At 70.5% G+C, this 25414-nt stretch carries 20 protein-coding genes and 2 pseudogenes; 10 read left to right on the forward strand and 12 right to left on the reverse strand.

Annotation, left to right across the window (positions count from 1 at the left end; genetic code table 11):
- Positions 1-267, forward strand: a pseudogene (locus FV227_RS10865) (hypothetical protein); the annotation flags it as partial.
- A 136-nt stretch (positions 268-403) separates the two neighbouring features.
- On the opposite strand, the gene FV227_RS10870 reads toward FV227_RS10865, so the two are convergent.
- Positions 404-1495 carry a threonine aldolase family protein gene (locus FV227_RS10870; RefSeq protein WP_147858926.1) on the reverse strand — a complete coding sequence of 364 codons (1092 nt, stop codon included), beginning with the start codon at positions 1493-1495 and terminating at the stop codon, positions 404-406.
- Between the two features lie 114 nt (positions 1496-1609).
- Between FV227_RS10870 and FV227_RS10875 the strand changes: the two genes are divergently transcribed.
- Positions 1610-4567 (forward strand): FAD-binding and (Fe-S)-binding domain-containing protein, encoded by a 2958-nt coding sequence (locus FV227_RS10875; RefSeq protein ID WP_147858914.1) that lies wholly within the window; start codon positions 1610-1612, stop codon positions 4565-4567.
- A 56-nt stretch (positions 4568-4623) separates the two neighbouring features.
- Positions 4624-5325 carry a GntR family transcriptional regulator gene (locus FV227_RS10880; protein ID WP_147726689.1) on the forward strand — a complete coding sequence of 234 codons (702 nt, stop codon included), beginning with the start codon at positions 4624-4626 and terminating at the stop codon, positions 5323-5325.
- A gap of 4 nt (positions 5326-5329) precedes the next feature.
- Here the strand turns inward: FV227_RS10880 and FV227_RS10885 are convergent, their stop codons facing one another.
- Both FV227_RS10885 and FV227_RS10890 read right to left on the reverse strand, forming a co-directional pair.
- Positions 5330-6256, reverse strand: coding sequence for a class I SAM-dependent methyltransferase (locus FV227_RS10885; RefSeq protein ID WP_147726687.1), 927 nt, complete (start codon positions 6254-6256; stop codon positions 5330-5332).
- A gap of 157 nt (positions 6257-6413) precedes the next feature.
- Positions 6414-7070, reverse strand: a complete 657-nt coding sequence (locus tag FV227_RS10890) for a GntR family transcriptional regulator (RefSeq protein ID WP_147726685.1) — start codon at positions 7068-7070, stop codon at positions 6414-6416.
- 160 nt (positions 7071-7230) lie between these two features.
- Here FV227_RS10890 and dctP point away from each other — a divergent pair, with 160 nt between their 5' ends.
- From dctP to FV227_RS29790, 4 genes and pseudogenes are all read left to right on the forward strand, one after another.
- A complete protein-coding gene (dctP, locus tag FV227_RS10895; RefSeq protein ID WP_147726682.1) occupies positions 7231-8253 on the forward strand; it encodes a TRAP transporter substrate-binding protein DctP in 1023 nt (340 codons plus the stop codon).
- Positions 8254-8365: 112 nt separating this feature from the next.
- On the forward strand, positions 8366-9061 hold the full coding sequence (locus FV227_RS10900; protein WP_147726681.1) for a TRAP transporter small permease: 696 nt from the start codon (positions 8366-8368) through the stop codon (positions 9059-9061).
- Complete coding sequence (locus FV227_RS10905) at positions 9058-10410, forward strand: TRAP transporter large permease (protein WP_147726679.1); 1353 nt, start codon at positions 9058-9060, stop codon at positions 10408-10410. Before FV227_RS10900 ends, FV227_RS10905 begins: the two co-directional genes overlap by 4 nt.
- A gap of 7 nt (positions 10411-10417) precedes the next feature.
- Positions 10418-10623: pseudogene (locus FV227_RS29790) on the forward strand (hypothetical protein); the annotation flags it as partial.
- 61 nt (positions 10624-10684) lie between these two features.
- Here the strand turns inward: FV227_RS29790 and FV227_RS10915 are convergent.
- The 5 genes from FV227_RS10915 to FV227_RS10935 form a co-directional block, all read right to left on the reverse strand.
- Positions 10685-11494, reverse strand: coding sequence for an enoyl-CoA hydratase/isomerase family protein (locus tag FV227_RS10915; RefSeq protein ID WP_147858915.1), 810 nt, complete (start codon positions 11492-11494; stop codon positions 10685-10687).
- 21 nt (positions 11495-11515) lie between these two features.
- Positions 11516-12736 carry a CoA transferase gene (locus tag FV227_RS10920; RefSeq protein ID WP_147858916.1) on the reverse strand — a complete coding sequence of 407 codons (1221 nt, stop codon included), beginning with the start codon at positions 12734-12736 and terminating at the stop codon, positions 11516-11518.
- Between the two features lie 10 nt (positions 12737-12746).
- Complete coding sequence (locus tag FV227_RS10925; protein WP_147728410.1) at positions 12747-14039, reverse strand: MFS transporter; 1293 nt, start codon at positions 14037-14039, stop codon at positions 12747-12749.
- A 418-nt stretch (positions 14040-14457) separates the two neighbouring features.
- Positions 14458-15711, reverse strand: a complete 1254-nt coding sequence (locus tag FV227_RS10930) for an MFS transporter (protein ID WP_147728409.1) — start codon at positions 15709-15711, stop codon at positions 14458-14460.
- A gap of 400 nt (positions 15712-16111) precedes the next feature.
- Positions 16112-16375 (reverse strand): hypothetical protein, encoded by a 264-nt coding sequence (locus tag FV227_RS10935; protein WP_147728408.1) that lies wholly within the window; start codon positions 16373-16375, stop codon positions 16112-16114.
- Between the two features lie 445 nt (positions 16376-16820).
- On the opposite strand from FV227_RS10935, the gene FV227_RS10940 reads away from it, so the two are divergent.
- Positions 16821-17807, forward strand: a complete 987-nt coding sequence (locus tag FV227_RS10940) for a L,D-transpeptidase (protein WP_147858917.1) — start codon at positions 16821-16823, stop codon at positions 17805-17807.
- 59 nt (positions 17808-17866) lie between these two features.
- Here FV227_RS10940 and glpX read toward each other — a convergent pair whose 3' ends face one another.
- The 3 genes from glpX to FV227_RS10955 all read right to left on the reverse strand — a co-directional run bounded on the left by glpX (position 17867) and on the right by FV227_RS10955 (position 21182).
- Entirely contained in the window at positions 17867-18862 is a 996-nt protein-coding gene (gene glpX / locus FV227_RS10945) for a class II fructose-bisphosphatase (RefSeq protein ID WP_147726672.1), read from the reverse strand.
- Positions 18863-19009: 147 nt separating this feature from the next.
- A complete protein-coding gene (locus FV227_RS10950; RefSeq protein WP_147726670.1) occupies positions 19010-20332 on the reverse strand; it encodes a homoserine dehydrogenase in 1323 nt (440 codons plus the stop codon).
- 169 nt (positions 20333-20501) lie between these two features.
- Positions 20502-21182: a ceramidase domain-containing protein gene (locus FV227_RS10955; protein ID WP_147726668.1), complete on the reverse strand. Its 681-nt coding sequence runs from the start codon at positions 21180-21182 to the stop codon at positions 20502-20504.
- A 101-nt stretch (positions 21183-21283) separates the two neighbouring features.
- On the opposite strand from FV227_RS10955, the gene xth reads away from it, so the two are divergent.
- The gene (xth, locus tag FV227_RS10960; RefSeq protein WP_147726667.1) at positions 21284-22078 is read left to right on the forward strand and encodes an exodeoxyribonuclease III; all 795 of its coding nucleotides are present in this window, start codon (positions 21284-21286) and stop codon (positions 22076-22078) included.
- Between the two features lie 138 nt (positions 22079-22216).
- Positions 22217-23728, forward strand: coding sequence for a DUF2252 domain-containing protein (locus FV227_RS10965; protein WP_147858918.1), 1512 nt, complete (start codon positions 22217-22219; stop codon positions 23726-23728).
- A 32-nt stretch (positions 23729-23760) separates the two neighbouring features.
- Here FV227_RS10965 and FV227_RS10970 read toward each other — a convergent pair whose 3' ends face one another.
- Positions 23761-25305 carry a helicase HerA-like domain-containing protein gene (locus FV227_RS10970; protein ID WP_147726663.1) on the reverse strand — a complete coding sequence of 515 codons (1545 nt, stop codon included), beginning with the start codon at positions 25303-25305 and terminating at the stop codon, positions 23761-23763.
- Positions 25306-25414 lie beyond the last annotated feature (109 nt).

Genomic DNA, 25414 nt, shown 5'->3' on the forward strand with positions numbered 1-25414 from the left:
CCCCCCTCGAAGCCGCTGCGCGAGTACCGTATCATCAGCAACAATGCCCGCACGATGCTGGGCACGATCTACCTGCCAGCCGGTCGGCTCATCATCGACGGCAGCGCGGCCGTGAGCGATCAGTCGGCCTACACGGTCATCGTCGTGCAGCTCCTCGACCTTTACGACGGTCCAACACTGTATCTGAACGCCAACTACGACGCGACGAGCGTGCCGGTGCCCAAGGGTGTCGGGCCCGTCAACGGCAAGGTCGTCCTTACACAATAGAACACAGGCCGGCGGAGATCTATCCAACCCGACCGTAGGCCTTTGCCTCGTCGACAGTCGCAAGCGACCTTTCTGATGTTTGCAAGGGATCGAATGCGAACCCTCGATGTGGGTATCACCCGTCAGGGTTCGACCATCAACGAACGCCCCCCCGGCGCCCGGCGAACGAAAACGCCGTCGCACGGATCACCTCGGCGGCCCGCTCGGCGCCGGCGCGGTCGACGTCGAGATGGGTCGTGACCCGGATCTGGCTGCCGATGGCGCGGATGCGGACGTCGTGCGCGAGGCAGGCCTCGGCGAAGTCCGAGGCGGTGACGCCGAGGCCGGCGACGCCGAAGCACAGGATGTTCGATTGCCCGGCCGTCGGGTCGAAATGCAGGCCGGGCACGTCGGCGATCGCCGCGTGGATCAGCCGGATATGCGCGTTGTCGGTCTTCAGCTGATCGACGTGGTGGTCGAGCGCGTAGAGGCCGGCGGCCGCGATCACGCCGGATTGGCGCATGGCGCCGCCGAGGCGGTACTTCCAGCGCCACGCCTCGACGACGAAGTCGCGGGAGCCGCACAGCACCGCGCCGACCGGGCAGCCGAGACCCTTGCTGAGGTCGAGCCAGACGCTGTCGAACCCCTCGGCGTAGTCCTTCGCCGGGATGCCGGTGGCGGCTACCGCATTGAGGAGACGGGCGCCGTCGATGTGCGCCTTGAGGCCGTGCGCGCGGGCGATGTCGCGGATCGCCCGCATGTCGGCCAGGTCCCAGACCGAGCCTCCGGAGAAGCTGGTGGTCTGCTCGATGGAGACGAGGGCGCTGCGCGGCGCGGTGCGCGCCGGCGGACGGATCGCTGCCCGGAACGCCTCGGGCGTGTAGACGCCCGCCGACGTCGGGAGCGCCCTCACCGAGACGCCGCCGATCGCGGCCGAGCCGGCGGCTTCCGTGTTGTAGATGTGCGACTGGTCGTCGACCACGATCTCGTCGCCGGCCCGGGTCTGCACCAGGATCGAGACCAGGTTGCACATCGTGCCGGAGGGCATGAACACGCCGTCCTCCTGGCCGAGCAGCGCCGCGACCCGGTCGCAGAGCTCGCGCGTCGTCGGGTCGGAATCCGACTGCTCGTCGCCCACCACCGCGCGCGCCATCGCCTCCCGCATGCCCGGCGTCGGCCGCGTCTGGGTGTCGCTGTAGAGATCGATCGTCACGGGAAGGCTTGCCTCTGGGCGGGGTTGCGGCGCCATAGTGCCATGGCCGCGCAGGATCGCGAAGGCGATGCGCGCCATCTTTCCCTAAAAATGAATTTTGAATACATTTAGGAGAGGCGGCCGCGTTCGGTCGCACGGAGGGCCGAGCAGGTGGCGGTTGGAACGGCGCCCCAGGGTGCACGACAGGGCGCACGCGTCGCGGGGCGGAACGGAGCGGGTCTGGCGCGGCGTCTCGCCGAGGCGTTGCAGGGCGAGGCCCGGTTCGACGCCTTCACACGCGGACGCTACGCGACGGATGCCTCGATCTACCAGATCATGCCGGCCGGCGTGGTGCTGCCGCGGAGCGCGGCCGACATCGCCGCGACCCTGACGATCGCCGCCGAGCACGGGGTGCCCGTGATCATGCGCGGCGGCGGCACCTCGCAGAACGGGCAGCCGATCGGCTCCGGGCTGGTCGTCGACTGTTCCCGTCACTTCAACGGCATCCGCGACTACGACGCCGAGGCCGGCACCGTCACCGTCGAGCCGGGGATGGTGCTGGAGCGCCTGAACACCCGCGTGAAGGCCGACGGCTGGTTCTTCCCGGTCGAGCCCTCGACGGCGACCCGCTGCACCATCGGCGGCATGGCCGGCAACAATTCCTGCGGCGCCCGCTCGCTGCGCTTCGGCAAGATGAGCGACAACGTGCTCGCCATGGAGGCGCTGTTCCACGATGCGGAGGCCTTCGGCTTCGGGCTGACCGGCAACGCGTCCGACGGCGTCACCGGCTCGGCCCGCGCGGAAGACCTCGCGCGCAAGATGATCGCGCTTGCCGAATCGGAGCGCCAGGAAATTCGAGACAAATACCCGAAGGTCCAGCGCCGGGTCGGCGGCTACAACCTCGATGCGCTGATCGAGGCGCGGCCGAACCTCGCCCACCTGCTGGTCGGCTCCGAGGGCACCCTGGCGGCGACCACCTCGGTGACGCTGAAGCTCTCGCGGCTGCCGGCGCACCGGGTGATGGGGGTGTGCCACTTCCCGTCGTTCCGCGCCGCGATGGAGACCACGCGGCACATCGTCGACCTCGACCCCGTGGCGGTGGAGCTCGTCGACAACAACGTGCTGGTGCTCGGCGCCGACATCCCGCTGTTTCGCGCGACGCTCGCCGACATCACCCGCGGCACGCCGAACTGCCTTCTGCTCGCGGAGTTCGCCGGCGAGAATCTCGCTGGGCTGAAGCGCGACCTGAAGCGCCTCGACGCCTGCATGGCCGACCACGGCTTCCCCGACGCGGTGGTCGAGATCCACGAGCCGTCGCGCCAGAAGTCCGTATGGGAGGTGCGCGAGGCCTGCCTCAACATCATGATGTCGATGAAGGGCGACGCGAAGCCGGTCTCGTTCATCGAGGATTGCGCGGTGCCGCTCGAGCACCTCGCCGACTACACCGACGCCGTCACCGACGTGTTCACCAAGCACGGCACGCGGGGCACCTGGTACGCCCACGCCTCGGTCGGCTGCCTGCACGTCCGCCCGATCCTCGACATGAAGCTGGGCGGCGACGTCGCCAAGATGCGCGCCATCGCGGAGGAGACCTCCGAGCTGGTGCGCCGCTACAAGGGCTCGTATTCCGGCGAGCACGGCGACGGCATCTCGCGCTCGGAATACATCGCGCCCCTGTTCGGGCCGCGCCTCGCCCGCGCCTTCGATGCGGTCAAGGACGCGTTCGACCCGGAGAACCGCCTGAACCCGGGCAAGATCGTGCGCCCGCTCAGGATGGACGACCGCACGCTGATGCGGTTCGCGCCGGACTACCGGGTGAGCGAGCCGCAGGCGACGGCGCTCGACTGGCCCGAGGCCGGCGGCTTCGGCGGCGCCGTCGAGATGTGCAACAACAACGGCACCTGCCGGAAGCTCGCCGGCGGGGCGATGTGCCCGTCCTACCGCGTCACGCGCGAGGAGCAGCACCTGACCCGCGGACGGGCGAACTCCCTGCGGCTGGCGATCTCGGGCCAGCTCGGCAAGGACGCGTTCACGTCGCCCGAGATGAAGCGCACGATGGACCTCTGCGTCTCGTGCAAGGCCTGCCGCCGCGAATGTCCGACCGGCGTCGACATGGCGCGGATGAAGGTCGAGTTCCTGCACCACTACCACGCCCGCCACGGCCTGCCGCTGAAGGACCGGCTGATCGGCGCGATGCCGCACTACGCCGGCATCGCCGCCCGGCTCGCGCCGCTGCTCAACCTGCGCGACCGGGTGCCGGCGCTGGCGCGGATCTCCGAGCAGGTCGCCGGCCTCTCCGCCCGGCGCTCGCTGCCGCGCTGGCGCAGGCCCTGGAAGGAGACCGGCGAGCCGGCCCATCCGCAGGACGTGGTGGGCGAGCACCGCGACGTGATCCTGTTCGGCGACACCTTCAACCGCGCCTTCGAGCGCGAGAACCTGGAGGCGGCCGAGCGGGTGCTCGTCGCCGCCGGCTATCGGCTGCACCGCGTCTTTCCCGCCAAGGGCAAACGCCCGCTCTGCTGCGGGCGGACGTGGCTCGCCTCGGGCCAGACCGACCGGGCGCGGGCCGAGGCGCGACGGACGCTGGACGCGCTCCTGCCCTTCGTCAGGGCCGGCGCCCGCGTCGTCGGCCTCGAACCGTCCTGCCTGCTCACCTTCCGCGACGAGTTCGTCGCCCTGCTGCCCGGGCCGGACGCGAACCTGCTGGCCAAGCAGAGCCTGCTGATCGAGGAGCTGCTCGCCGCCGACCTCAAGGCCGGCCTGATCGCGCCGGACTTCGCCGACCAGGGCGGCCGCGTCGCGCATCTGCACGGCCATTGCCACCAGAAGTCCTTCGGCGCGATGGGCGCGGTCGAGAGCGTGCTGCGCAGCGTGCCCGGGCTCGACGTGCGCCCGATCGAATCGAGCTGCTGCGGCATGGCCGGCGCCTTCGGCTACGGCGCCGAGACCGTCGACACCTCGCTGGCGATGGCCGAGCTGTCGCTGTTTCCGGCCTTGCGCAAGGCCGGCCCCGGCGATCTCGTGGTCGCGGACGGCACCAGCTGCCGCCACCAGATCCACGACGGGCTCGGGTTGGAGGCAGAACATGTGATCAGGATCCTGGACCGAGCCCTGATGCCTCGACACTGATTTCGGAGGCGCCTAAACAGGGGCGCCTCCTGCTCGCCCGCGATTGCATCGAACGCATGAACAAGATCGATCCCGGCCTCGGCATCAATCGACGTTATCTTCACGACGAGGTGGCGGACCGGATCCGGGCGCTGATTCAATCCGGGGAGATGGAGCCCAAGGCGCGCGTCAACGAGGGCGAGCTCACCGAACGCTTCGGCATCTCGCGCACGCCGCTTCGCGAGGCGATCAAGATCCTGGCCACCGAAGGCCACCTCGAGCTGCTGCCCAATCGCGGGGCGCGGGTCGCCAGCATCTCCCAGGTGGAGATCGAGGAGATGATGGAGGTCATCGCCGGCCTCGAGGCGACGGCCGCCGACCTCGCCTGCCGCACCGTCACCGAGGACGAGATCGCCGCGATCCAGGCGGATCACGACGCGATGGTCGGGATGTGGAAGGCCTCCGACGAGGCCGGCTACTTCCGCCTCAACCGCCAGATCCACGAGGCGATCATGGCCGCGAGCCGCAACGCGACGCTGGCGGGGATCTATCGCAGCCTGTCGGGCCGCATCCAGCGCTCGCGCTACTCCGCGCACCAGACGCCCGAGCAGTGGACCCGGGCGATCGAGGAGCACGACCGCATGGTGCAGCTTCTGCGGGCCCGCGACGGCACCGCGCTCTCCCAGCTGATGCGCGAGCACATCCGCGGCAAGAAGCCGGTGATCGCCGCCAATTTCGGCGAGGCCTCCGCCGACCTGCCGGCGGACGCCGCCGACTGAGGCTTTAGTCGGCGTCCGTCATCTCGAACCAGAACGAGGCGCCCGGCAGGCCGGTGTCGTTCGGGTAGTGGAACGGGATGTCCGGGCCGCCGGCGCGCGCCGCGAACACCCGTTTCACCCGCTCGCCGAAGCCGGCATCCTGGCAGAGATAGGTGATCGGCGCCGTGACCTTGAACGGCGGCCGTCCGCACATCAGCATCGCGGCGAGCAGATATTGCTCGTTGTAGAGCCGGTAGTTCCAGGCGGTCGGGTAGTCGTCGGGGATGAAGATGTCGTGGATGTGCACGATCACGCCCGGGACCAGCCGCGGCAGGATCTCGAAGAAGAACACCACCACGTCGGAGTTGGCGAAGGCCCGGTGCGACCCGTCGAAGAACAGCACGTCGCCGGCCTGCAGCGCGTCGAAGACCGCGAGGTCGCAGACCTCGAGCGGCTGGCGGATCACCCGGTCGCAGATCTGGTCGATGTGCCGGCGCGGGTTGGGATCGATCGAGGTCATCCGCGTCGGCAGCGACAGGGCCTCGACGGCGTAGCGGGCGAAGCAGGTTGAGGTGCCCGAACCGATCTCGACGTAGCGCGCCGGCCGTTTCCAGGCGAGGAAGGTGACGAGGGCCGCCGCATCGAGCGCCGTGAACCAGGTGTTGTTCCAGCACGGCGCGGTCGGGTTGGCGATGTCGGGCGCGTGGGCGACCCCTTGGATCAGCGCCGCGTGGTCCTCCAGCGCCGACACGAAGCGCTCGTAATCCGGGCGGCCCTGGTCGAGCACCGTTCGCAGGCGGCTGTGCGGAAGGGTCTGCGGCTGCCAGCGTGCCTGCGGGGCGACCGGATAGTAATCGTGGACGGTGTGGCTCCACCGGAACGGATCGGTGCTCGCCCGGAAGATGTCGAGACCCGCCTTCCGGCCCGCGGTCTTCACCAAGTGCTTGAGCATCGACGACTCCGACCCGCACGCCCCAGGACGAAGGATCGTACCATCAAAAACAATCTGTGGTTGAGTTGTTCTGCGTAGACGCCCGCTCCGATCGCAATCGCGGTAAATGCAATTCCCGCTGCCCGCCCGAGCCAAATGGTTCCGTCCGGTCGGTGGCTCAGGCGGCGTTGCCGAGGGAGCGCAGGCCGGCGACCAAGTCTGAGAAGCGGTCGCCCTGCACCACCACGTGCGTCCGCAGCCGTTCGGCGGCCGCCGCGTCGTCGCCGCCGACGATCGCCGCGACGATGCTGTCATGCTCCGCCAGCGACTGACCGAGCCGATGCCGCGTCCGAAGCTGCAGGCGGCGATAGGGCGCGAGCCGCCGGCTAAGCAGGCGCGCCTGCTCGGCGAGGAAGGCGTTGCCGCAGGCGCCGTAGACCACCGCGTGGAAGACGTGGTTCTCCGCGTAGTAGCCTTCGGTGTCGCCGGCCGCGGCGGCGGTCTCGCAGGCCGCGAGCGCCGCCTGCAGCGCAGCCTCGTGGTCCGGCGTCAGGCGCCGGGCCGCGAAGCGGCCGCAGGCCGCCTCCAGCTCGGCCATGGTCTCGAACATCGCCAGCAGGAGCTGCGGCTCCGGCGCGCTGACGATGGTGCCCTTGCGCGGCTTGGTCTCGACGAGCCCGGTGACCGCCAGTTGCAGCAGCGCCTCGCGGATCGGCGTCCGGGACACCCCGAACCGCTCGGCGAGAACCACCTCGTCGAGGCGCGCGCCGACGGCCAAGCGGCCGGCCACGATCTCGTCCTCGATGGTCTGCCGCAGGCGCTGTGCCTGGCTCATCGCCGAACCCCTCCCGGGCGCAACGTTTTCTCTCCGCTCATTATGCAGGGGCGTTGACAAAATATACAAGAGCCCCTTCAATGTATACCAAGCGTTGCATCCCGTATATTGTGCGGCGCAAAACAATACAGTCGCGATTGTGCGACGCGGGAGAAACATCATGATGCCGACCCGACGCGCCCTCCTCGCCGGCGGCCTCGCCGCGCCGGCCCTGCTGCGCTTCGGCCTCGGCGCGGCCCAGGCCGCGACCGTGCTGAAGCTCTCGCATCAGTTCCCGGGCGGCACCATTGACGAAGGCGACTTCCGCGACCGCATGTGCCGGAAGCTCGCGAAGGCCGTCGGCGAGCGCTCAAAGGGCGCGCTGGAGGTGCAGGTCTATCCCGGCTCGTCGCTGATGAAGACCAACGCCCAGTTCGGCGCGATGCGCAAAGGCGCGCTCGACATGTCGCTCTACCCGTCGCCCTACGCCGGCGGCGAGATCCCCGAGCTGAACATCGGTCTGATGCCGGGGCTGGTGACCTCCTACGCGCAGGGCGTCGCCTGGAAGGCGGCGCCGGTCGGCCGCAAGCTCACCGAGATCCTCGACGCCAAGGGCATCATCCTCGTCTCCTGGGTCTGGCAGGCGGGCGGCGTCGCCAGCCGCGAGCGCCCGCTCTACGCGCCGGCCGACGCCAAGGGCCTCAAGGTCCGCGGCGGCTCGCGCGAGATGGACCTGATGATGAAGCAGGCGGGGGCGGCCACCCTCTCGATCCCGTCGAGCGAATCCTACGCCGCGATGCAGACCGGCGCGTGCGACGCGGTCATCACCTCCTCCACCAGCCTGATCTCGTTCCGCCTCGAGGAGCTGTCGAAGGCGCTCACCTCCGGCCGCGAGCGCTCGTACTGGTTCATGCTCGAGCCGATCATGATGTCGAAGTCGATCTTCAGCGGCCTGCCGAAGGACCAGCAGGACCTGATCATGACCGTCGGCGCCGAGCTCGAATCCTTCGGCCAGGACGGCGCCAAGGCCGACGACACCCATGTCGAGCAGGTCTTCGCGAAGGCCGGCGCCAAGGTGCAGAACCTCGACGAGAAGACCATGGGGCAGTGGCGCGACATCGCCCGCGACACGGCGTGGAAGGACTACGCCTCCAAGAACGCGCAGTGCGCCGAGCTCCTGAAGCTCGCGGAGCAGGTCGCATGAGCGCGATGCAAGCGCAGTCCTGGCCATCCGGCCAACGGCCGGCAAGCGCGAATGCGCGCCGCGGCCGGTGCCGCGGAACGCTCCCGAGGCGTCGGCATCGGGAGCACACACGATGAGCCACGCCTTCGACGCGGCCTCGGCCGCCTCCGAGACGAAGGCGGTCGCCGAGCCCCGGATCCCCGGCGCGCTCGGCGTCATGGATCGCGCGATGAAGCGCCTGAACGGGGTGATCATGGTGCTCGGCGGGCTGGCGCTCGTCGGCGCCTGCCTCGTGCTGAGCTACAGCGTGGTGATCCGCTACGTCCTGCACGAGCCGACCGACTGGCAGGACGAGATGGCCGTGTTCCTGATCGTCGGCGCGACCTTCTTCTCGGCCGCCGCGGTCCAGGCCAAGCGCGGCCACGTGGCGATCGAGGCGCTGACCGGGTTCCTGTCGCCCAAGGTCAACCGCGCCCGCCTGCTCATGGCTGACGTGATCAGCTTCGTCTTCGTGGTGTTCTTCGCCTGGAAGAGCTGGACGCTGTTCCACGAGGCCTGGGTCGACGGCCAGGTCTCGCAATCGAGCTGGGGCCCGCCGCTCGCCATCCCCTACGCGCTGATGGCCGTCGGCATGAGCCTGCTCGGCATCCAGTTCGCCGTGCAGATCGTCCAGGCCCTGACCTACGGCCCGAACTCCGCCGGCTGGGTCGCGCCGAAGATCGGCGTCGGCGCCGACCTGAACAAGGACATGCACGAGCGGCCCGACGCGACGCCGCGCGGCACCGACCCGATGGGCGACACCGTCGACACCGCGAGGATCACCCGATGAGCACCGCCGCGATCGGCTTCCTCTATGCCGGAGCCACCCTCTCGGCGATGCTGGCCGGCATCCCCATCGCCTTCGCGCTCGGCTTCGTCGCGCTGGCGTTCATGTTCTTCTTCATGCCGTCGGCCTCGCTCGATACCGTGGCGCAGAACGTCTACGAGGAGATGGCCTCGATCACCCTGCTCTCGATCCCGCTCTTCATCCTGAAGGGCGCCGCGATCGGGCGCTCGAAGGCGGGGCAGGACCTGTACTCGGCGATGCATGCCTGGATGCACCGCATCCCCGGGGGGCTCGGCATCGCCAACGTCTTCGCCTGCGCGCTGTTCGCCGCCATGGCGGGGTCCTCGCCCGCGACCTGCTCGGCGATCGGCTCGGCCGGCATCCCCGAGATGCGCAAGCGCGGCTACTCGCCGGGCTTCGCCGCCGGCATCATCGCGGCCGGCGGCACGCTCGGCATCCTGCTGCCGCCGTCGATCACCATGATCCTCTACGCGGTGGCCGCCGAGCAGTCGCTCGGGCGCCTGTTCCTGGCCGGCATCGGGCCGGGGCTGCTGCTGGTCGGGCTGTTCGCGGCGTGGGCGATGTTCCGCTTCCGCGCCGAGTACGCCACCGCGAAGGCCGCCTACGAGCGGGGCGGCGTCCAGTCGCCGATCCTCGCCGAGGACACCTACAGCATGCGCCAGCGGTTCGAGACGCTGCCGCGGGTGCTGCCCTTCGTCGTGCTGCTCACCGGCGTGATGGTCGCGCTCTACGGCGGCTACGCGACGCCCTCCGAGACCGCGGGCCTCGGCGGCCTCCTGGCGCTCGGCCTGATCGCGGCGATCTACGGCGTCTGGCGCCCGCGGGACGTCAGCCCGATCCTCACCGCGACCCTGCGCGAATCGACCATGCTGATGCTGATCATCGGCATGTCGCTGCTCTACGCCTACGTGATGAGCTACCTGCACATCTCGCAGTCGGCCGCCGCCGCGATCGTGGCGATGCAGCTCTCGCCCTGGGTGCTGCTGGTCACGATCCTCGGGCTGGTGATCGGGCTCGGCTTCTTCCTGCCGCCAGTCTCGATCATCCTGATGACGGCGCCGATCATCCTGCCGCCGCTGAAGGCCGCGGGCTTCGACCTCGTCTGGTTCGGCGTGGTGATGACGATCACCATGGAGATGGGCCTGATCCACCCGCCGGTGGGGCTCAACATCTTCGTCATCAAGAACATCGCCCCCGACATCCCGCTCTCGGACATCATCTGGGGCACGCTCCCCTTCGTGGTGCTGATGGCGGTCGCGATCCTGATCCTGTGCCTCGTGCCGGGCATCGCCCTGTGGCTGCCGGACCTGCTGCTGCCGTCGACGCGGTAGCGCGGCCCTTCTCCCCTCTCCCCGCACGCGGGGAGAGGCCCGAAGGCACCTCGTCGTGCCTGCGGGAAGCGGAGGCGAAGCCGTAGCGAGGGTGAGGGGGTGGGGACGAACGAAGCTCCTTCGTCGAAGCCCCCTCACCTTCGGCTGCCGCCTCGCCGCGCCGACGACGAGGTCGTTGCGGCCCTCTCCCCGCAGGCGGAGCGAGGGGATGCGTGGCGAACGGGCGACCCAATGCGGATCGAGCGAGGTTCGATCGCCCGTGCGGGAAAGCGGATCAGCGCCCCTGCCAGTCCGGCGTGCGCTTGGCGAGGAACGCCTCCATGCCCTCGCGAAAGTCGCGGCTCATGTAGCAGCTGAGGATCAGGTCGTCGCCGGGCTGCGGCTCGCCCTCGGGGGCGGCGGCCTCCTCGGCGAGCCGCCGCAGGCCTTCCTTGGTGGCCTGCATCGTCAGCGGGGCGTGGCCGGTCAGGAGCGTCGCCAGCTCCGTCGCGCGCGCGGCCAGGGCGGCGGCATCGGCCACCACCTCGCCGACGAGGCCGATGGCGAGCGCCTCCTCGGCGCCGACGAGGCGGGCGGTGAAGATGATGTCCTTGACCCGCGCCGGGCCGATCAGGTCCGACAGGCGCTTGAGGTTGCCCTGCGACAGGCAGTTGCCGAGCGTGCGGGCGATCGGGAAGCCGAAGCGGGCGTCGCGCGTGGCGATGCGCAGGTCGCAGGCGGCGGCGATCGCCGCCCCGCCGCCGGTGCAGGCGCCCGCGATCGCCGCGATGGTCGGCACCCGCATCCGCTCCAGCGTGCCGAGCACCCGGTCCATGAAGCGCTCGTAGCCGAGCGCGTCCTCGGCGGTCTCGAAGCTGCGGAACTGGGCGATGTCGGTGCCGGCGGCGAACGCCTTCTCGCCGGCACCGGTGATCACCAGCGCCTTGACCGAGGCGTCCTCCTGTATCCGCAGGCACTGCGTGACCAGGCCCTCGTACATCGCGAAGGTCAGCGCGTTGCGGGCGTGGGGCCGGTTGAGGACGATGCGGGCGATCGCGCTGTCCTGGGAGGCCAGCAGCTCATCGGTCGGGGCGGCGTCGCTCATGGTGGAAGTCCTCTCCAATCGTCACGCCGTTGTCTCACCCACGACGCCCGCCGCGATCAAGCCGTCGATCGCCGCCGCGTCGTAGCCGGCCCCGCGCAGGATCGCGCGCGAGTGCTCGCCGAAGAGCGGTGCCGGGCCGTGGACCTTACCCGGCGTCGCCGAGAACTTCACCGGCAGCCCGAGCGTCGTCATCGTCCCGGCGCGGGGATGATCGACCGGGACCACCATCTCGCGGGCCAGCGTGTGCGGGTCGCGGTGCATCTGGTTGACGTCGAGCACCGGCCCGGCCGGCACGCCGCCCGCCTCCAGGCGCGCGAGCCACGCCTCGGAGGTGGCGCTGCGGAAGAACGGCGCCAGCGCCTCGGCGAGGGCGATCCGATGCTCCATGCGGCCGGCGTTGAGGGCGAAGCGCGGGTCGGCGGCGAGTTCCGCGGCGCCGAGCACGTCGAGCAGGCGCAGCCAGTTGGTCTGGTTGGCCGCACCGATGGTGATCCAGCCGTCTTCGGTCTCGAACGCCTCGTAGGGGGCATTCAGCGGATGGGCCGAGCCCATCGGCCCCGGCGCGATCCCGGTCGCCATGGCGATCGCCGACTGCCAGTAGGTCAGGGTGATGCCGGCCTCGAACAGCGAGGTGTCGACCACCTGGCCGAGGCCGGTCTTGAGCCGGTGCGTGTAGGCGGCGAGCACCCCCATCGCCGCGAGGATGCCGGCGGTGATGTCGGTGACCGGCGGCCCGCACTTCATCGGCGGCTCGCCCGGCCCGGCGCCGGTGACGCTCATCAGCCCGCTCATCCCCTGCGCGACGAGATCGAACCCGGCGCGCTCGGCGTAGGGGCCGGAGCGGCCGAAGCCGGAGAGCGAGCAATAGACCAGGGCGGGGTAGCGTTCGCGCAGGGCCTCGTAGCTCAAGCCCAGCTTCTCCATCGTGCCGGCGCGGTAGTTCTCGATCAGCACGTCGGCATCGGCGAGCAGGCGGTGCAGCACCGCCTTGCCGGCCTCGCTCTTGAGGTCGAGGGCGAGGCCGCGCTTGCCGCGGTTCATCATCATGTAGGCGGCGCTCTCGCCCTCGATCGCGGGCGGCACCGAGCGGCGGGTGTCGTCCCCGCCCGGGATCTTCTCGACCTTGATCACCTCGGCGCCCATGTCGCCGAGCATCAGGCCGCAGACCGGGCCCGCCATGATGTGGGCGAGCTCAACCACCTTGACGCCCGCGAGCGGGCCTTCGCGTCGGGTCTCCGTCATAGGCATCCCCTCAGCGCGCCGGAAGGGTCGCCCCCGGCGGGACGAGACCGGCCTCGGCCGGCTCCACGAAGGGCCGCTCGGGATGCATGGTGAAGGCGGCGGCCGCGCCGAGCAGGCACAGGCCGATCGAGCCCGCGAACGGCAGCGTCCAGTCGCCGGTCGCGTCGACGATGAGCCCGAACACGATCGGCGAGACGATCGCCGCCACCGCCGACCCGGTGTTCATCAGCCCGCTCGCAGTGCCGGCGAACTTCGGCGCGATGTCCATCGGCACCGACCAGATCGGCCCGATCACCAGCTCGGCGAAGAAGAAGCCCGAGGACAGCAGCAGCGCGACGTAGGTGAGGTCGCGGGTGAAGAACACGCCGGTCAGGCTCGCCGCCGCGCCGAGAAAGCCGATCACGACGATCGAGAGGCGCGCGAGCTTGAGGTTGCCGGTCTTCTCGAAGATCCGGTCGGAGAGCACGCCGCCCAGCGTGTCGCCGACGACGCCGGCGAAGAACACGCCCGAGGCGAACAGCGCCGAGTTCTTCAGGTCGAGGCCGTAGCTCTGCTTAAAGAAGCTCGGCAGCCAGCCGAGGAACAGCCACAGGGTCCAGCCGTAGCAGAAATAGGTGATCGTGACGGGCAGGATGCGCCTAGTCAGCGCGCCCCACGGCACCGACTGCTTGGCGCCGACCTTGCGCGGGGGCGGCAGCTGGTCGAGCTCGGCTCGGGTGATCGACTTGTGGTCGGACGGGTCGTCGCGGAAGTACAGGTACCAGACCACGACCCAGACGAAGCTGATCGCGCCGAGGATGACGAAGCTCGAGCGCCAGCCGAAATGGTAGATCAGGAAGGCGACGATCGGCGGCGCGACCGCGTTGCCGAGCCGCGCGAAGGCGTGGGTGATGCCCTGCGCGAAGCCGCGCCGTCCGGGCGCGGTCCAGTTCTGCATGGCGCGGGTGGCGGTCGGGAAGGTCGCGCCCTCGCCGAAGCCCAGCAGCACGCGGGCGAGGAACAGGCTGACGAGGCCGCCGACGAACCCGGTGAGGATCGTCGCCGTGGCCCAGATCAGGCCGCAGACCAGCAGCGTGCGCCGCGCGCCGAACTTGTCGCCGACCGAGCCGCCGATCACCTGGAAGATCGCGTAGGGGTAGGCGAAGGCCGAGAGGATCAGGCCGAACTGGGTGTTCGACATGCCGAGATCCTTGATGATCACGGCGCCCGCGGTGGCGATGTTCACGCGGTCGAGATAGGTGATGAAGTACATCAGGCAGAGCAGGAACAGCACGCTGTTCGTGGCGCTCAGGCGCTTGATCATGGCGTCGATCCTCCGGCAGGATTTTTGTCGCAGCCGCCTTGTGGCGGTCCTCGCCGGCACCCTGGCCTCGCGACCGGATGCGACGTTTCGCATTACGTATTCAGTACGCTCGGCCGATGCCGGAGTGCAACCGTCGGTGACAAAGACCCGGTTTTTTCCGCAGGCGCAATCCACCGCGACGTCGGCCGACGGCGGCGTCGGGATGGCTCGGGCAGCGCGAGCGAGGCGGGGGCGGGTCGATCGCACCCGTGGCGGGCCGAGCACGGCACCGGACTGCGCGTCCCTCGCGCCGGGCTGAGGCAGAGACCGCGACGGTCGCATCTCGCCGTCCCCGCTCGCCCTTCTCGCCGTCGGCTGGGGGCGAAACGAAAAACGGGGGCCGAAGCCCCCGTGCTAATCCGTGACGATGGTGGAGGGTTCAGGCCGTGGCGGCGCGCATGCCGTCGTTCGCGGCCGGGGTGGCCGACGGATCGAGCACCTTGCCGCGCGGGCCGACCCAGGTGCCGACCCACTTGCGCTGCCACAGGAACAGGCAGCCGAGCACGATCCCGGCGAAGACGGCGTAGACGACGAAGCCGGTGGCGAAGGCGCCGGTATACTGCTTCGAGAAGCCCATGACGTTCGGCAGGATCGCGCCGCCGAGCGCCCCGATCTCGCCGATCATCGAGCCCGACACCGCGGTGTTGGTGGGGTAGCGCAGCGGCACGAGCTGGAACAGCGCACCGTTGCCGGCGCCGAGCGCGGCGAAGCAGAGCATGAACAGGATCGTGGTCGCGGCCAGCGACGGCGTCGCGGTCAGCGCCAGGAACGAGGCGATCGAGGCGAGCAGGACGACCGAGAGCACGGCGATGCCGCCGAGGCGGTCGGCGAAGTAGCCGCCGAGGATGCGGATGCCCGAGCCCATGAAGGCGGCGAGCATGGTAAGCCGGCCGGCCTCGACCTTGGTCACCGCGAACTGCTCGTAGAAGAACGTCGGCAGGAAGTTCGACAGGCCGATGAAGCCGCCGAAAGTGATGACGTAGATCAGCGAGAAGGCCCAGCCGTCCTTGGTGAACAGGCACGAGATGTGGTCCTTGAAGGACTGGTGCTCGAGATCCGGGGGCTCCTTGGCGAGGACGATCATCACGATGAGCGGGATCGCCATGACGCAGCCGGCAAAGCCGTAGACCGCCTGCCAGCCGTAGGCCTGGGCGAGCGGCGGCGCGAACAGCACGGCGAGCACGGTGCCGGAATTGCCGGCGCCGGCGATGCCCATCGCGAGCCCCTTGTGCTCCGGCGGGAACCAGCCCGAGCCGAGCGACAGGGCCACGCCGAACGAGGCGCCGGCGATGCCGAGCAGCACGCCCATGGCGAGCACGTCGTTGTAGCTGGAGATGAAGAAGAACCCGTAGGCCATCGCCAGCATGATGACGCTCATCTCGGTGATGGCGGCGTTCTTCCGGCCGATGTACTGGGCGAGCACCCCGAGCGGGAAGCGCATGATCGCGCCGGCGAGGATCGGCAGCGAGATCATGAACCCGGTCTGGGCCGGCGAGAGCTTGTAGGTCTCGGTGATGAACGGCCCCATGGCGCCGTTGAGGACCCAGATCGCGAAGCAGAAGTCGAAGTAGAGGAAGGCGGCGAACAGCGTCGGGGGATGTCCCGACTTCATCACGGTCTTGAAGGAGGCCATCGTGGGTGCTCGTCTTGATCGGGCGGGCGCTCGGGCGCAGCCGCTCATGCCGGAGGAACCGGACTCACACCGTCCGCATTGCGAGGCTTCGTTGCCCAGCGTGCCGCGCATGGCGCAGCGCACCACCCCAAGCAGCAACCGTGCCAGACGCGGACGCGACGCCGGATGCCCCCGGCCTGATGAACCGGCGCTCCGGAGGGTCGAACCTTCGGGGTGCAATGGGCCCGGCGACGGGACGGCATGCGGCCGTCCCGCGAGCACCCGGTGCCGGGTTTCAGGGCAACGATGCCTGGGCAGGATGCGATCGCCGAAATCCACCCAATCCACGGGCATCCCGTGCGGGTGCATGGCCCGCGGATCAACCGATCACGTCTCCGAGATCGGATGCCGGATCGCAGCCTCAATGGCAGGTGGTGATGGTCTTCACGATCCAGCCCTGCTCGGGCTGCCACAACTTGCGGCGGGCACGCGTGCAATCCGGCGGCGCGGTCCCCGCCGTCCAGGCGGCCTTCGGCTCGGACGCGTCCGGCTCGACGGTCTGGACCGGGCGCGGGCGCTCCGGACGCTTCGCGGCGTCCCGGGCGACGGCCGGGACCGCGACGACGCAGGCGAGCGCCAGGAGCGACGCCGCGAGGCGCGCGCGCAAGTTCGAAGCGGATGACACGGGTCGATGTCCGAAGATGGTGTGATCTGCGATACTGTTGGCGCCAAGAGGGGCGACAAATCAATCGCGTCTCCGCAACTTGTCCCCGCTCTGCCGGGAACGATCGGGCATGGTAAAGGGCGGGTGCCGACGGGCGCCCGGATGCTGCCGTCCAGCTCTCGCCTCGCGTTCCGGCCACGCGCCCGCTCTACACTGCAGATCTCGCGACCCCGCAGATTCCGGGAAGACGAGAGCGCGCTCGGGGCCGACCGTTGCAAGGAATCGACGGCACGCGATGAAACGGCGTCCGGGACGCTGCGGAGGATGACGCGACGGGCCGGGACTTGCTAAGCCTTGGATCGTCACCACCGGATCGCGGCCGCCGCTGCACGACCGCGTGACTCAAGGTTCCGTGCCGGCCCCGCGCCGACCCGGGGACCTCGGATCAAGGACGTTTCGAACCGCCATGTCGAATACCCTGCGAAGCCTTCTGCTCGTCGGCGCGATGACCAGCCTCGCGAGCCTGTCCGCGACCGCGCCCGGTCACGCCCAGGGACGGGGCGCCCTCGCCTCGAGCGCCATCGACGGCGTCGGCGACGACGACCGCCTGTTCCAGGACCAGACCGGCGCGCTCTACCGCCTCCGCGCCGGCCGCTACGAGCCCTATGCCGGCCGCGTCGAGTTCGGCCGCGCCGTTCCCGATCGCGCCGCGACGTCCGAGCGCCGCCTCGCCCCCGAGCGCCAGCAGCTCGCCGAGCGCCCGCCCGAGACGCTGGCCGAGAGCCCGGCCGACGCGCCCGCCGCGCCGCTCACCGTCGGGCCGAAGCCCGGCGCCAACCAGCTCTCCCCGGCCATGGCCGCCGCGATCAACCGGCCGATCGACAACGGCCCGATCAGCTACGACAAGGCCTATGCCGCGATCGCCGACGATGCGTTCCCGGTGGCGGCGTTCAACTGGAAGAAGACCAACCCGGCGTTCCTGCGCCAGGAGATCGCCTATACCGGGCCCTACGAGCCCGGCACGATCATCGTCGACCCGCGGGCGCACCAGCTCACCCTCGTCCAGGCCGACGGCCGGGCGCGGCGCTACGGCGTCGGCGTGGGCAAGCAGGGCTTCTCGTGGTCGGGCACCGCCACGGTGAACCTGAAGCAGGCCTGGCCCGACTGGTACCCGCCCAAGGAGATGATCGCCCGGACGCCGCACCTCGCCCGCGAGGTCGACACGCTGCCGAGCGGCGTCGGCGTCCCCGGCGGCAACCGCAACCCGCTCGGCGCCCGGGCCATGTACCTGTGGCAGGGCAACAAGGACACGCTGTTCCGCATCCACGGCACCCTCGATCCGAACTCGATCGGCAAGAGCGTCTCGTCGGGCTGCATCCGCATGATCAATCAGGATGCGATCGACCTGTTCAGCCGCGTCAACGTCGGCACCAAGGTCGTCGTCCTGAACTGATCGGGTAAACGACCGCGCCGTCCGCAGGGGAAGCCTCCGCGGACGGCGTTCGCGCATGCTCAGTCGACGTTGCGCTCCGTGCGGCGGTGCTCGCCGAGGATGCGCCGCACCGTGCCCGTGGCCGAGCGATAGACCACGGTCTCGGTCTCGATCACGCCGGGCCTGAAGCGCACGCCGCGCAGCAGCGCGCCGTCGGTGACGCCGGTCGCCGCCACGATGACGTCGCCCCGGGCGAGGTCGGTGAGCTCGTATTTCCGGTTCGGGTCGCCGATGCCCATGTCCTGCGCCCGCCGGCGCTTCTCGGGCGTGTCGAGGATCAGCCGGCCCTGCATCTGGCCGCCGATGCAGCGCAGCGCGCCGGCCGCGATCACGCCCTCGGGCGCCGCGCCGGTCCCGAGATAGATGTCGACGCCGGTCTCGTGGGGCGAGTTGGTGAAGATGATGCCGGCGATGTCGCCGTCCGAGATCAGGCGGACCCCGGCGCCCGCCGCGCGGATCGCGGCGACGAGGTCGGCGTGGCGCGGCCGGTCGAGGACGATCGCCACGATCTGCGATGCCGGCACGCTCTTGGCGCGGGCGAGCGCAGCGATGTTGTCGGCGGGGCTGGCGTCGAGGTCGACGATCCCCGGCGGATAGCCCGGGCCGATCGCGATCTTCTGCATGTAGACGTCGGGGGCGGCGAGGAGCGAGCCGCGCTCGGCCATCGCCATGATCGCGATGGCGCCCGGCATGTCCTTGGCGCACAGGGTCGTACCCTCCAGCGGATCGACCGCGAGGTCGACGCGCGGCCCGCCGCCGCTGCCGAGGCGCTCGCCGATGAACAGCATCGGCGCCTGGTCGCGCTCGCCCTCGCCGATCACCACGGTGCCGTCGATCGGCAGCGCGTTGAGCTCGGCCCGCATCGCGTCGACGGCGGCCTGGTCGGCGGCCTTCTCGTTGCCCTGCCCGCGCAGGGCCGCCGCGGCGATGGCCGCGCGTTCGGTCACGCGCGCGAGTTCGAGGGTGAGCGTGCGCGCGACGACGCTCCGCGAGCCCTGCATGAGCGCCTCGTCCATCGTTTCCCAAGCCCTTCCCGCGGCCCGAACGTTTTCGGTGCCCTGCTCCTACAGCTTAGCGCAGGCAGGATGCACGAAAATAACTCAGGTTTCCGAATTTCCAGCGAAGAGGAACGATAGTGCTTATCCTTCGAGCGCCGAGGAGGCTTATTCCCGCTCGATTCGGATGAGCTGCGGCGCCTCAGCCAGCAGCCCGTCGGCGGCGATGGCGTCGAGCGCCGCGCGGATGTTGCCCTCCGTCGCGGCGTAGGTGATCAGCACCAGCGGCACCGGCTGCCCGGAGCGCCCGTGCGGATCGCTCTCCGCCGTCTCCCCGGTGCGGCGCTGCAGGATGCTCTCCAATGAGATCTCGCGCTCGGCCATGCGGGTGGCCACGCCCGCCGCGACGCCGGGCCGGTTGTGGACCGTGAGGCGGATGTAATAGCCGCCCTCGTGGCGCTGCATCTCGACCCGCTCGGCGGGGCGCAGCTGCGCGGTCGGGCAGCCGAAGGTCGGGCGGGTCAGGCCGGCGGCGAGGTCGGCGATGTCGGCGACGACCGCCGACGCCGTGGCCTCGCCGCCGGCGCCCGGGCCGATCAGGGTCAGCTCGCCGACGGCGTCCGCGTCGATCGTCACCGCGTTCGTCACGCCCATCACCTGGGCGATGCTGGAGGATTTCGGCACCATGGTCGGGTGCACGCGCTGCTCGATCCCGGCCTCCGTCGCCTGCGCGACGCCGAGCAGCTTGATCCGGTAGCCGAGCTCCTCGGCCATCAGCAGGTCCAGCGGCTTCACGCCGGAGATGCCCTCGACCGAGACGCCCTCGGCGTCGATCGCGGTGCCGAAGGCGAGGCTCGTCAGGATCGCGAGCTTGTGGGCGGTGTCGAAGCCCTCGACGTCGAAGGTCGGGTCGGCCTCGGCGTAGCCCAGCGCCTGCGCGTCCTTGAGGCAGGCCTCGAAGGTCAGGCCCTCGCGCTCCATCCGGGTGAGGATGTAGTTGCAGGTGCCGTTCATGATCCCGTAGACGCGGCTCACCGCGTTGCCGGCCAGCCCCTCGCGCAGCGCCTTGATCACCGGGATGCCGCCGGCGACCGCCGCCTCGTAGGCTAGGGCCACGCCCGCGGTCTCGGCGGACGTCGCCAGCGCCGCGCCGTGCAGGGCGAGCAGCGCCTTGTTCGCGGTGACGACCGGCTTGCCGGCGGCGAGCGCCGCCTCGACGACCGCCTTGGCCGGCCCTTCCGAACCGCCGATCAGCTCGACCACGCAGTCGACCTCGGCCGAGCGCGCCATCTCCACCGGGTCGTCGAACCAGTGCAGCCCGGCGACGTCGAACCCGCGGTCGCGCGTCCGGTCGCGGGAGGAGACCGCGACGACGCGGATGTCGCGGCCGGTGGCGGCGGCGAGCGCCGCCGAGCGGCGCGCGATCATGCGGACGACGGCGGCACCGACCGTGCCGAGACCGGCGACACCGAGGCGGAAGCTCTGGGACATGCTGGTTTTCGTAGCCTTCTGCCCTGCGCCGTCGGCGGCCTGTCGGCCAGCGCGGACGGGCGCGGGGTACGCCGCGCGCCCCATCGGCTGCGGCGGCGTCCTTCTGCCTCGATTTGCCGGGAGGCGCAAGAAATCGGCCGGTCGCGCGGTCGTCTCCGGGCGCCCCCCGTCACCGGCGGCGCGACGCCGCCCGATGCCGCACGGCGGCGACGACCAGGCCGAAGAGGATGCCGGCATTCAGCAGGTGCCAGAGGGCGTGGGTGCCGACGGGCACGCGCGCGCAGACGCTGCGGTCCATCGTGCGCAGGGCGAGTGAGACGCCGAACAGGAGCGCCAGCGCGGCGAGCCGCCGGGCGGTCGACGACGGGTCGCCGAGCCATCGCAGCCCGACCGCGACGCCGAGGAGCGCCAGCACGGCCGGCAGGTAGTCGACCGAGCCGTCGGTGAGGGCCTCGACCGAGCGCCCGGCGGCGGCATCGAGGGCGGGGACGAGCCCGAAGCCGAAGCCCGCGAACGCCAGGGTCGCCGCCGCCGCCGCCTCGAGCCCGAATCGCAGGAACCGCACCATCGCCAGGAAGAAGTAGGCGTGGATGAACACGGCGATCGGCACCACGTCGGCGAGCATCGCCCAGCGCACGGCGAGGGTGTGGAACAGGAAGGATCCGACGCCGACGATTGCCGTCAGGAGCGCGAGAGCGGCGGCGGGCCGATCGTCCACCGTGCGGGCACGCCGGAACGCGACGGTGCCGGCGACGAGGAAGGCGGCGTTGGAGACGGCGTTGACCGGCTCGGCCCAGAACGCCGGGCTCCCGCGCTCGCAATAGCCGGCGATCGGCTCGAACCAGTCCACCGGCGACCTCGTTGCGGGACGGACGACGATGCGTCCGGCCTTCCGCTTGTCAGGGCGGTGCGAAGGCCCGATGACGGGCTCCGCTCTCCAGGACGCCAGCGATGCGCATCACCACGTGGAACGTCAATTCGATCAAGCAGCGGGTCGGGCACCTGCTCGCCTTCCTCGACGAGGCCAAGCCGGACGTGGTCTGCCTGCAGGAGCTGAAGTGCCAGGAGGAGGCGTTTCCGCGCGCCGAGATCGAGGCTGCGGGCTACGCCGTCGAGGCCGTGGGCCAGAAGGCCTATAACGGGGTCGCGCTGCTGGTGCGCGCGCCGCTGACCTACGATCCGGAGACCGTTCTGCGCGCGCTTCCGGGCGACGCCGAGGACGAGCAGTCCCGCTACGTCGAGGCGCTGGTCGCCGGGGACGGCGTCGCGCCGGTTCGGGTGGCCTCGATCTACCTGCCGAACGGCAACCCGGTGGCGAGCCCGAAATACCCCTACAAGCTCGCCTTCCTCGAGCGCCTGCGCCTGCATGCCCGCGCGCGGATGCGCGAGGAGACCGCCCTGGTGCTGGCCGGCGACTACAACGTCATTCCCGAGCCGGAGGATGCGGCCGAGCCCGCGGCCTGGGCCGACGACGCGCTCTACCTGCCCACGACGCGCGCGGCGTTCCGGTCGCTCCTCGCCGAGGGGCTGACCGACGCGGTCCGCGCCTGCGACCCGCGCCCCGGCCTCTACAGCTTCTGGGACTACCAGGCTGCCGCCTGGTCGCGGAACTTCGGCATCCGCATCGACCACCTGCTGCTCTCGCCCCAGGCCGCCGACCGCCTGGTTGCGGCCTCGGTGCAGAAGCACCTGCGCGGATTGGAGAAACCATCGGACCACGTGCCCGTGACGGTGGAGCTGACGTGAAGGCCGGATCGGCCCGGCGTCCGATATCGTAACCCTTCCGCGCTACGCCCCACGGATTCGATGGCGACATAATCCCCGCCGCCGCAACGAACTTATGCGGTCAAGGTTGTCCCCGGTCGATCGGAGTCGCAGGCAGCCATGGAACGACCGAACCCCATCCACGGCGAGGACGCGTCCGCCGGCGCCGAGACCGGCCAGGACCACGCGGCCGCGGACGAGGCCGCCGAAGCCGGCGTCCTGGAGCCGCTGGCCGACTACCCGCACATCGATCTCCGCGCCGGCGGCGAGCCCTGGGACAAGCGCCGCGCCGCCGGCAAGCGCCTGCGCGAGGTGGTGGACCATGCAGCTCACGCCGCCCTCGACCTGCCCGCCGACCGGCCCGATCCGGTCGACCTGATCGCGGGCGCTCACGAGGGCCGGCAACCCGAGCTGGTGCCGCTGCGCGTCGCCCGCATGGCGAGCTCGCCCTTCGCCTTCCTGCGCGGGGCGGCCCACGTCATGGCCTGGGATCTCGCGCACAGCCCGCGCAGCGAGATCATGGTGGTGATGAACGGCGACGCGCACATCTCGAATTTCGGCCTGTTCGGGACGCCGCAGGGCGACGTCGTGCTCGATCTCAACGATTTCGACGAGGTCACGATCGGCCCCTGGGAGTGGGACCTGAAGCGCCTCGTCGCCAGCATCGAGGTCGCGGCCCGCGAGGACGGGGTGCCCGCCGACCAGCGCCGGCAGGCGGTGATGGCCGCCGTCGGCGGCTACCAGCACACGATGCTGGACCTCGCGCCGCAGGGGTCCCTCGACGTCTGGCAGCAGGCCACCCGCGCCGACGAGCTCGATTTCTCCGGCGTCCGCATCGACGAGGCGTCCCAGGCCGTCGTGCGCAAGGCGGTGGAGAAGGCGCGCAAGAAGAACAACCAGAGCCTGCTCGCCCGCGTCGGCGAGCGCCGCGTCGACGGAGGCTGGCGCTTCCGCGAGGACGCCCCGATCCTCACGCGCGTCGACGACGACACCCGCGAGTCGGTGATCACCGGGCTCGAGCACTACGCCGAGACGCTGCCGCGCGAGCGCCGGTTCATGCTGAGCCGCTACCACGTGGTCGACGTCGCCCACCGCGTCGTCGGGGTCGGCAGCGTCGGGACCCGCGCCTACGTGGCGCTGCTCTGCGGCAACTCGGACCAGGACGTGCTCTTCCTGCAGGTGAAGGAGGCGGTGCGCCCGGCCCACGCCCCCTACCTGCCCGGCATGCCGGAGCCCTATGCCAGCCACGAGGGCGAGCGGGTGATCTACGGCCAGCGCCTGCTCCAGGGCGTCGGCGACCCGCTGCTCGGCTGGACCACGATCACCGACCGCCCATTCTACGTGCGGCAGATGAAGAACATGAAGGGCGAGATCCCGGTCTCCTGCATGACCGGGCAGCCGCTGCTGTACTTCTCCTGGGCCTACGGCGCGCTGCTCGCCCGCGCGCATGCCCGCACCGGCGACGCGGCGGCCATCGCCGGCTATTGCGGCAAGGACCGCCACGCCGACCTGCGCGAGGCGCTGGCCGACTGGGCGCACGCCTACGGCGACCGGAACGCGGCGGACTACCAGGCCTTCCTTGCCGCGATCGAGGCGGGCCGGCTCGAGGCGGCACCCGATCCCTGCCTGTGACCCGGCGCGGCCCGCGCCGCGCCCGCTCCCTGCTACCGCTTCGTCAGCCCGCCGAGCACGTTGCGCAGGATCGCGTTGCCGACTTGGGTGCCGACGCTTCGCGCCATGGAGCGCGCCGCGTTCGACACGACCTGCTCGGCAAGGCTCTGCGGCGCTTTGCGGCCCCCCTTGCCGCCACCCTTGGCGGCGGGCGTGCCGAACACGCTGCCCATGATGCCGCCGAGGAACCCGCCGAGGCCGCCTTCCGAGGCCTGCGCCGCTTCCGCTGGGGCGGCGTCGAGATTCTTGCGCTTGGCCAGCATCTCGTAGGCGCTCTCGCTGTCGATCGCCGCATCGTACTTGCCGCGCAGGGGGCTCCGGGCGATCAGGTCGGCGCGCTCGGCCGGCGTCAGCGGGCCGACGCGCCCCTGGGGCGGCGCGATCAGGGCGCGCTCGACCACCGAGGGCGTGCCCTTCGGCTCCAGGAAGCTGACCAGGGCCTCGCCGACGCCGAGCTGGGTGATCGCCTCCGCGACGTCGAAGCCGGGATTCTGCCGAAAGGTCTCCGCGGCGGCCTTCACCGCACGCTGGTCGCGGGGAGTGAAGGCGCGCAGCGCGTGCTGGACCCGGTTGCCGAGCTGGCCCAGCACCGTCTCGGGCACGTCGAGGGGGTTCTGCGTCACGAAGTAGACGCCGACGCCCTTCGAGCGGATCAGCCGCACCACCTGCTCGACCGCGTCCAGCAGCGCCTTCGGCGCATCGTTGAACAGCAGGTGCGCCTCGTCGAAGAAGAACACCAGCTTCGGCTTGTCCAGGTCGCCCACCTCGGGCAGCTGCTCGAACAGCTCGGAGAGCATCCACAGCAGGAACGAGGCGTAGAGCCGGGGCCGCTGCATCAGCTTGTCGGCGGCCAGGATGTTGACGACGCCGCGCCCGTCGCGGTCGGTCCGCATGAAGTCCTCGAGGTTGAGGGCCGGCTCGCCGAAGAACCGGTCGGCGTTCTGGTTCTCGAGCATCAGGAGCTGGCGCTGGATCGCGCCGACCGACGCCGCCGAGACGTTGCCGTACTGGCCGGAGATCGTCTTGAGGTTCTCCGAGCAGAAGGCCAGCAGCGCGCGCAGGTCCTTCAGGTCGATCACCGGCCACTGGTTCTCGTCGGCGACGCGGAAGGCGATGTTGAGGACGCCCTCCTGCGTGTCGTTGAGCTCGAGCAGCCGCGCCAGCAGCAGCGGCCCCATCTCGGTCACGGTGCAGCGGATCGGATGGCCCTGCTCGCCGAACAGGTCCCAGAACACGGTCGGGAAGCGGTCGGGCTCGTAGGCGATGCCGAGTTCCTCGGCGCGCTTGACGAAGACGGGCTTGGATTCCCCGGCCGCCGCCAGGCCCGAGAGGTCGCCCTTCACGTCCGCCGCGAAGACCGGGACGCCGGCATTGGAGAAGCCCTCGGCCATCACCTGCAGCGTCACGGTCTTGCCGGTGCCGGTCGCGCCGGCCACCAGCCCGTGCCGGTTGGCGAGCTTGAGCGTCAGCACCTCGGGCTTCGGCGCGCCGGTCTTCGGGATGCTTTTTCCAACGAGGATGCTGCCGTCGCCCGCCATCACGCCCAATCCCCTTCGCACCACCGGTGAAGGTTATGCCGGCCGAAGACCGGCTTTGCCAGATGCGCGGCCGTTTTGCTTGATTTCTGCTTCCCTAAGCCCGAAGGAC

Source organism: Methylobacterium sp. WL119 (genome assembly GCF_008039875.1).
Lineage (GTDB): Bacteria > Pseudomonadota > Alphaproteobacteria > Rhizobiales > Beijerinckiaceae > Methylobacterium.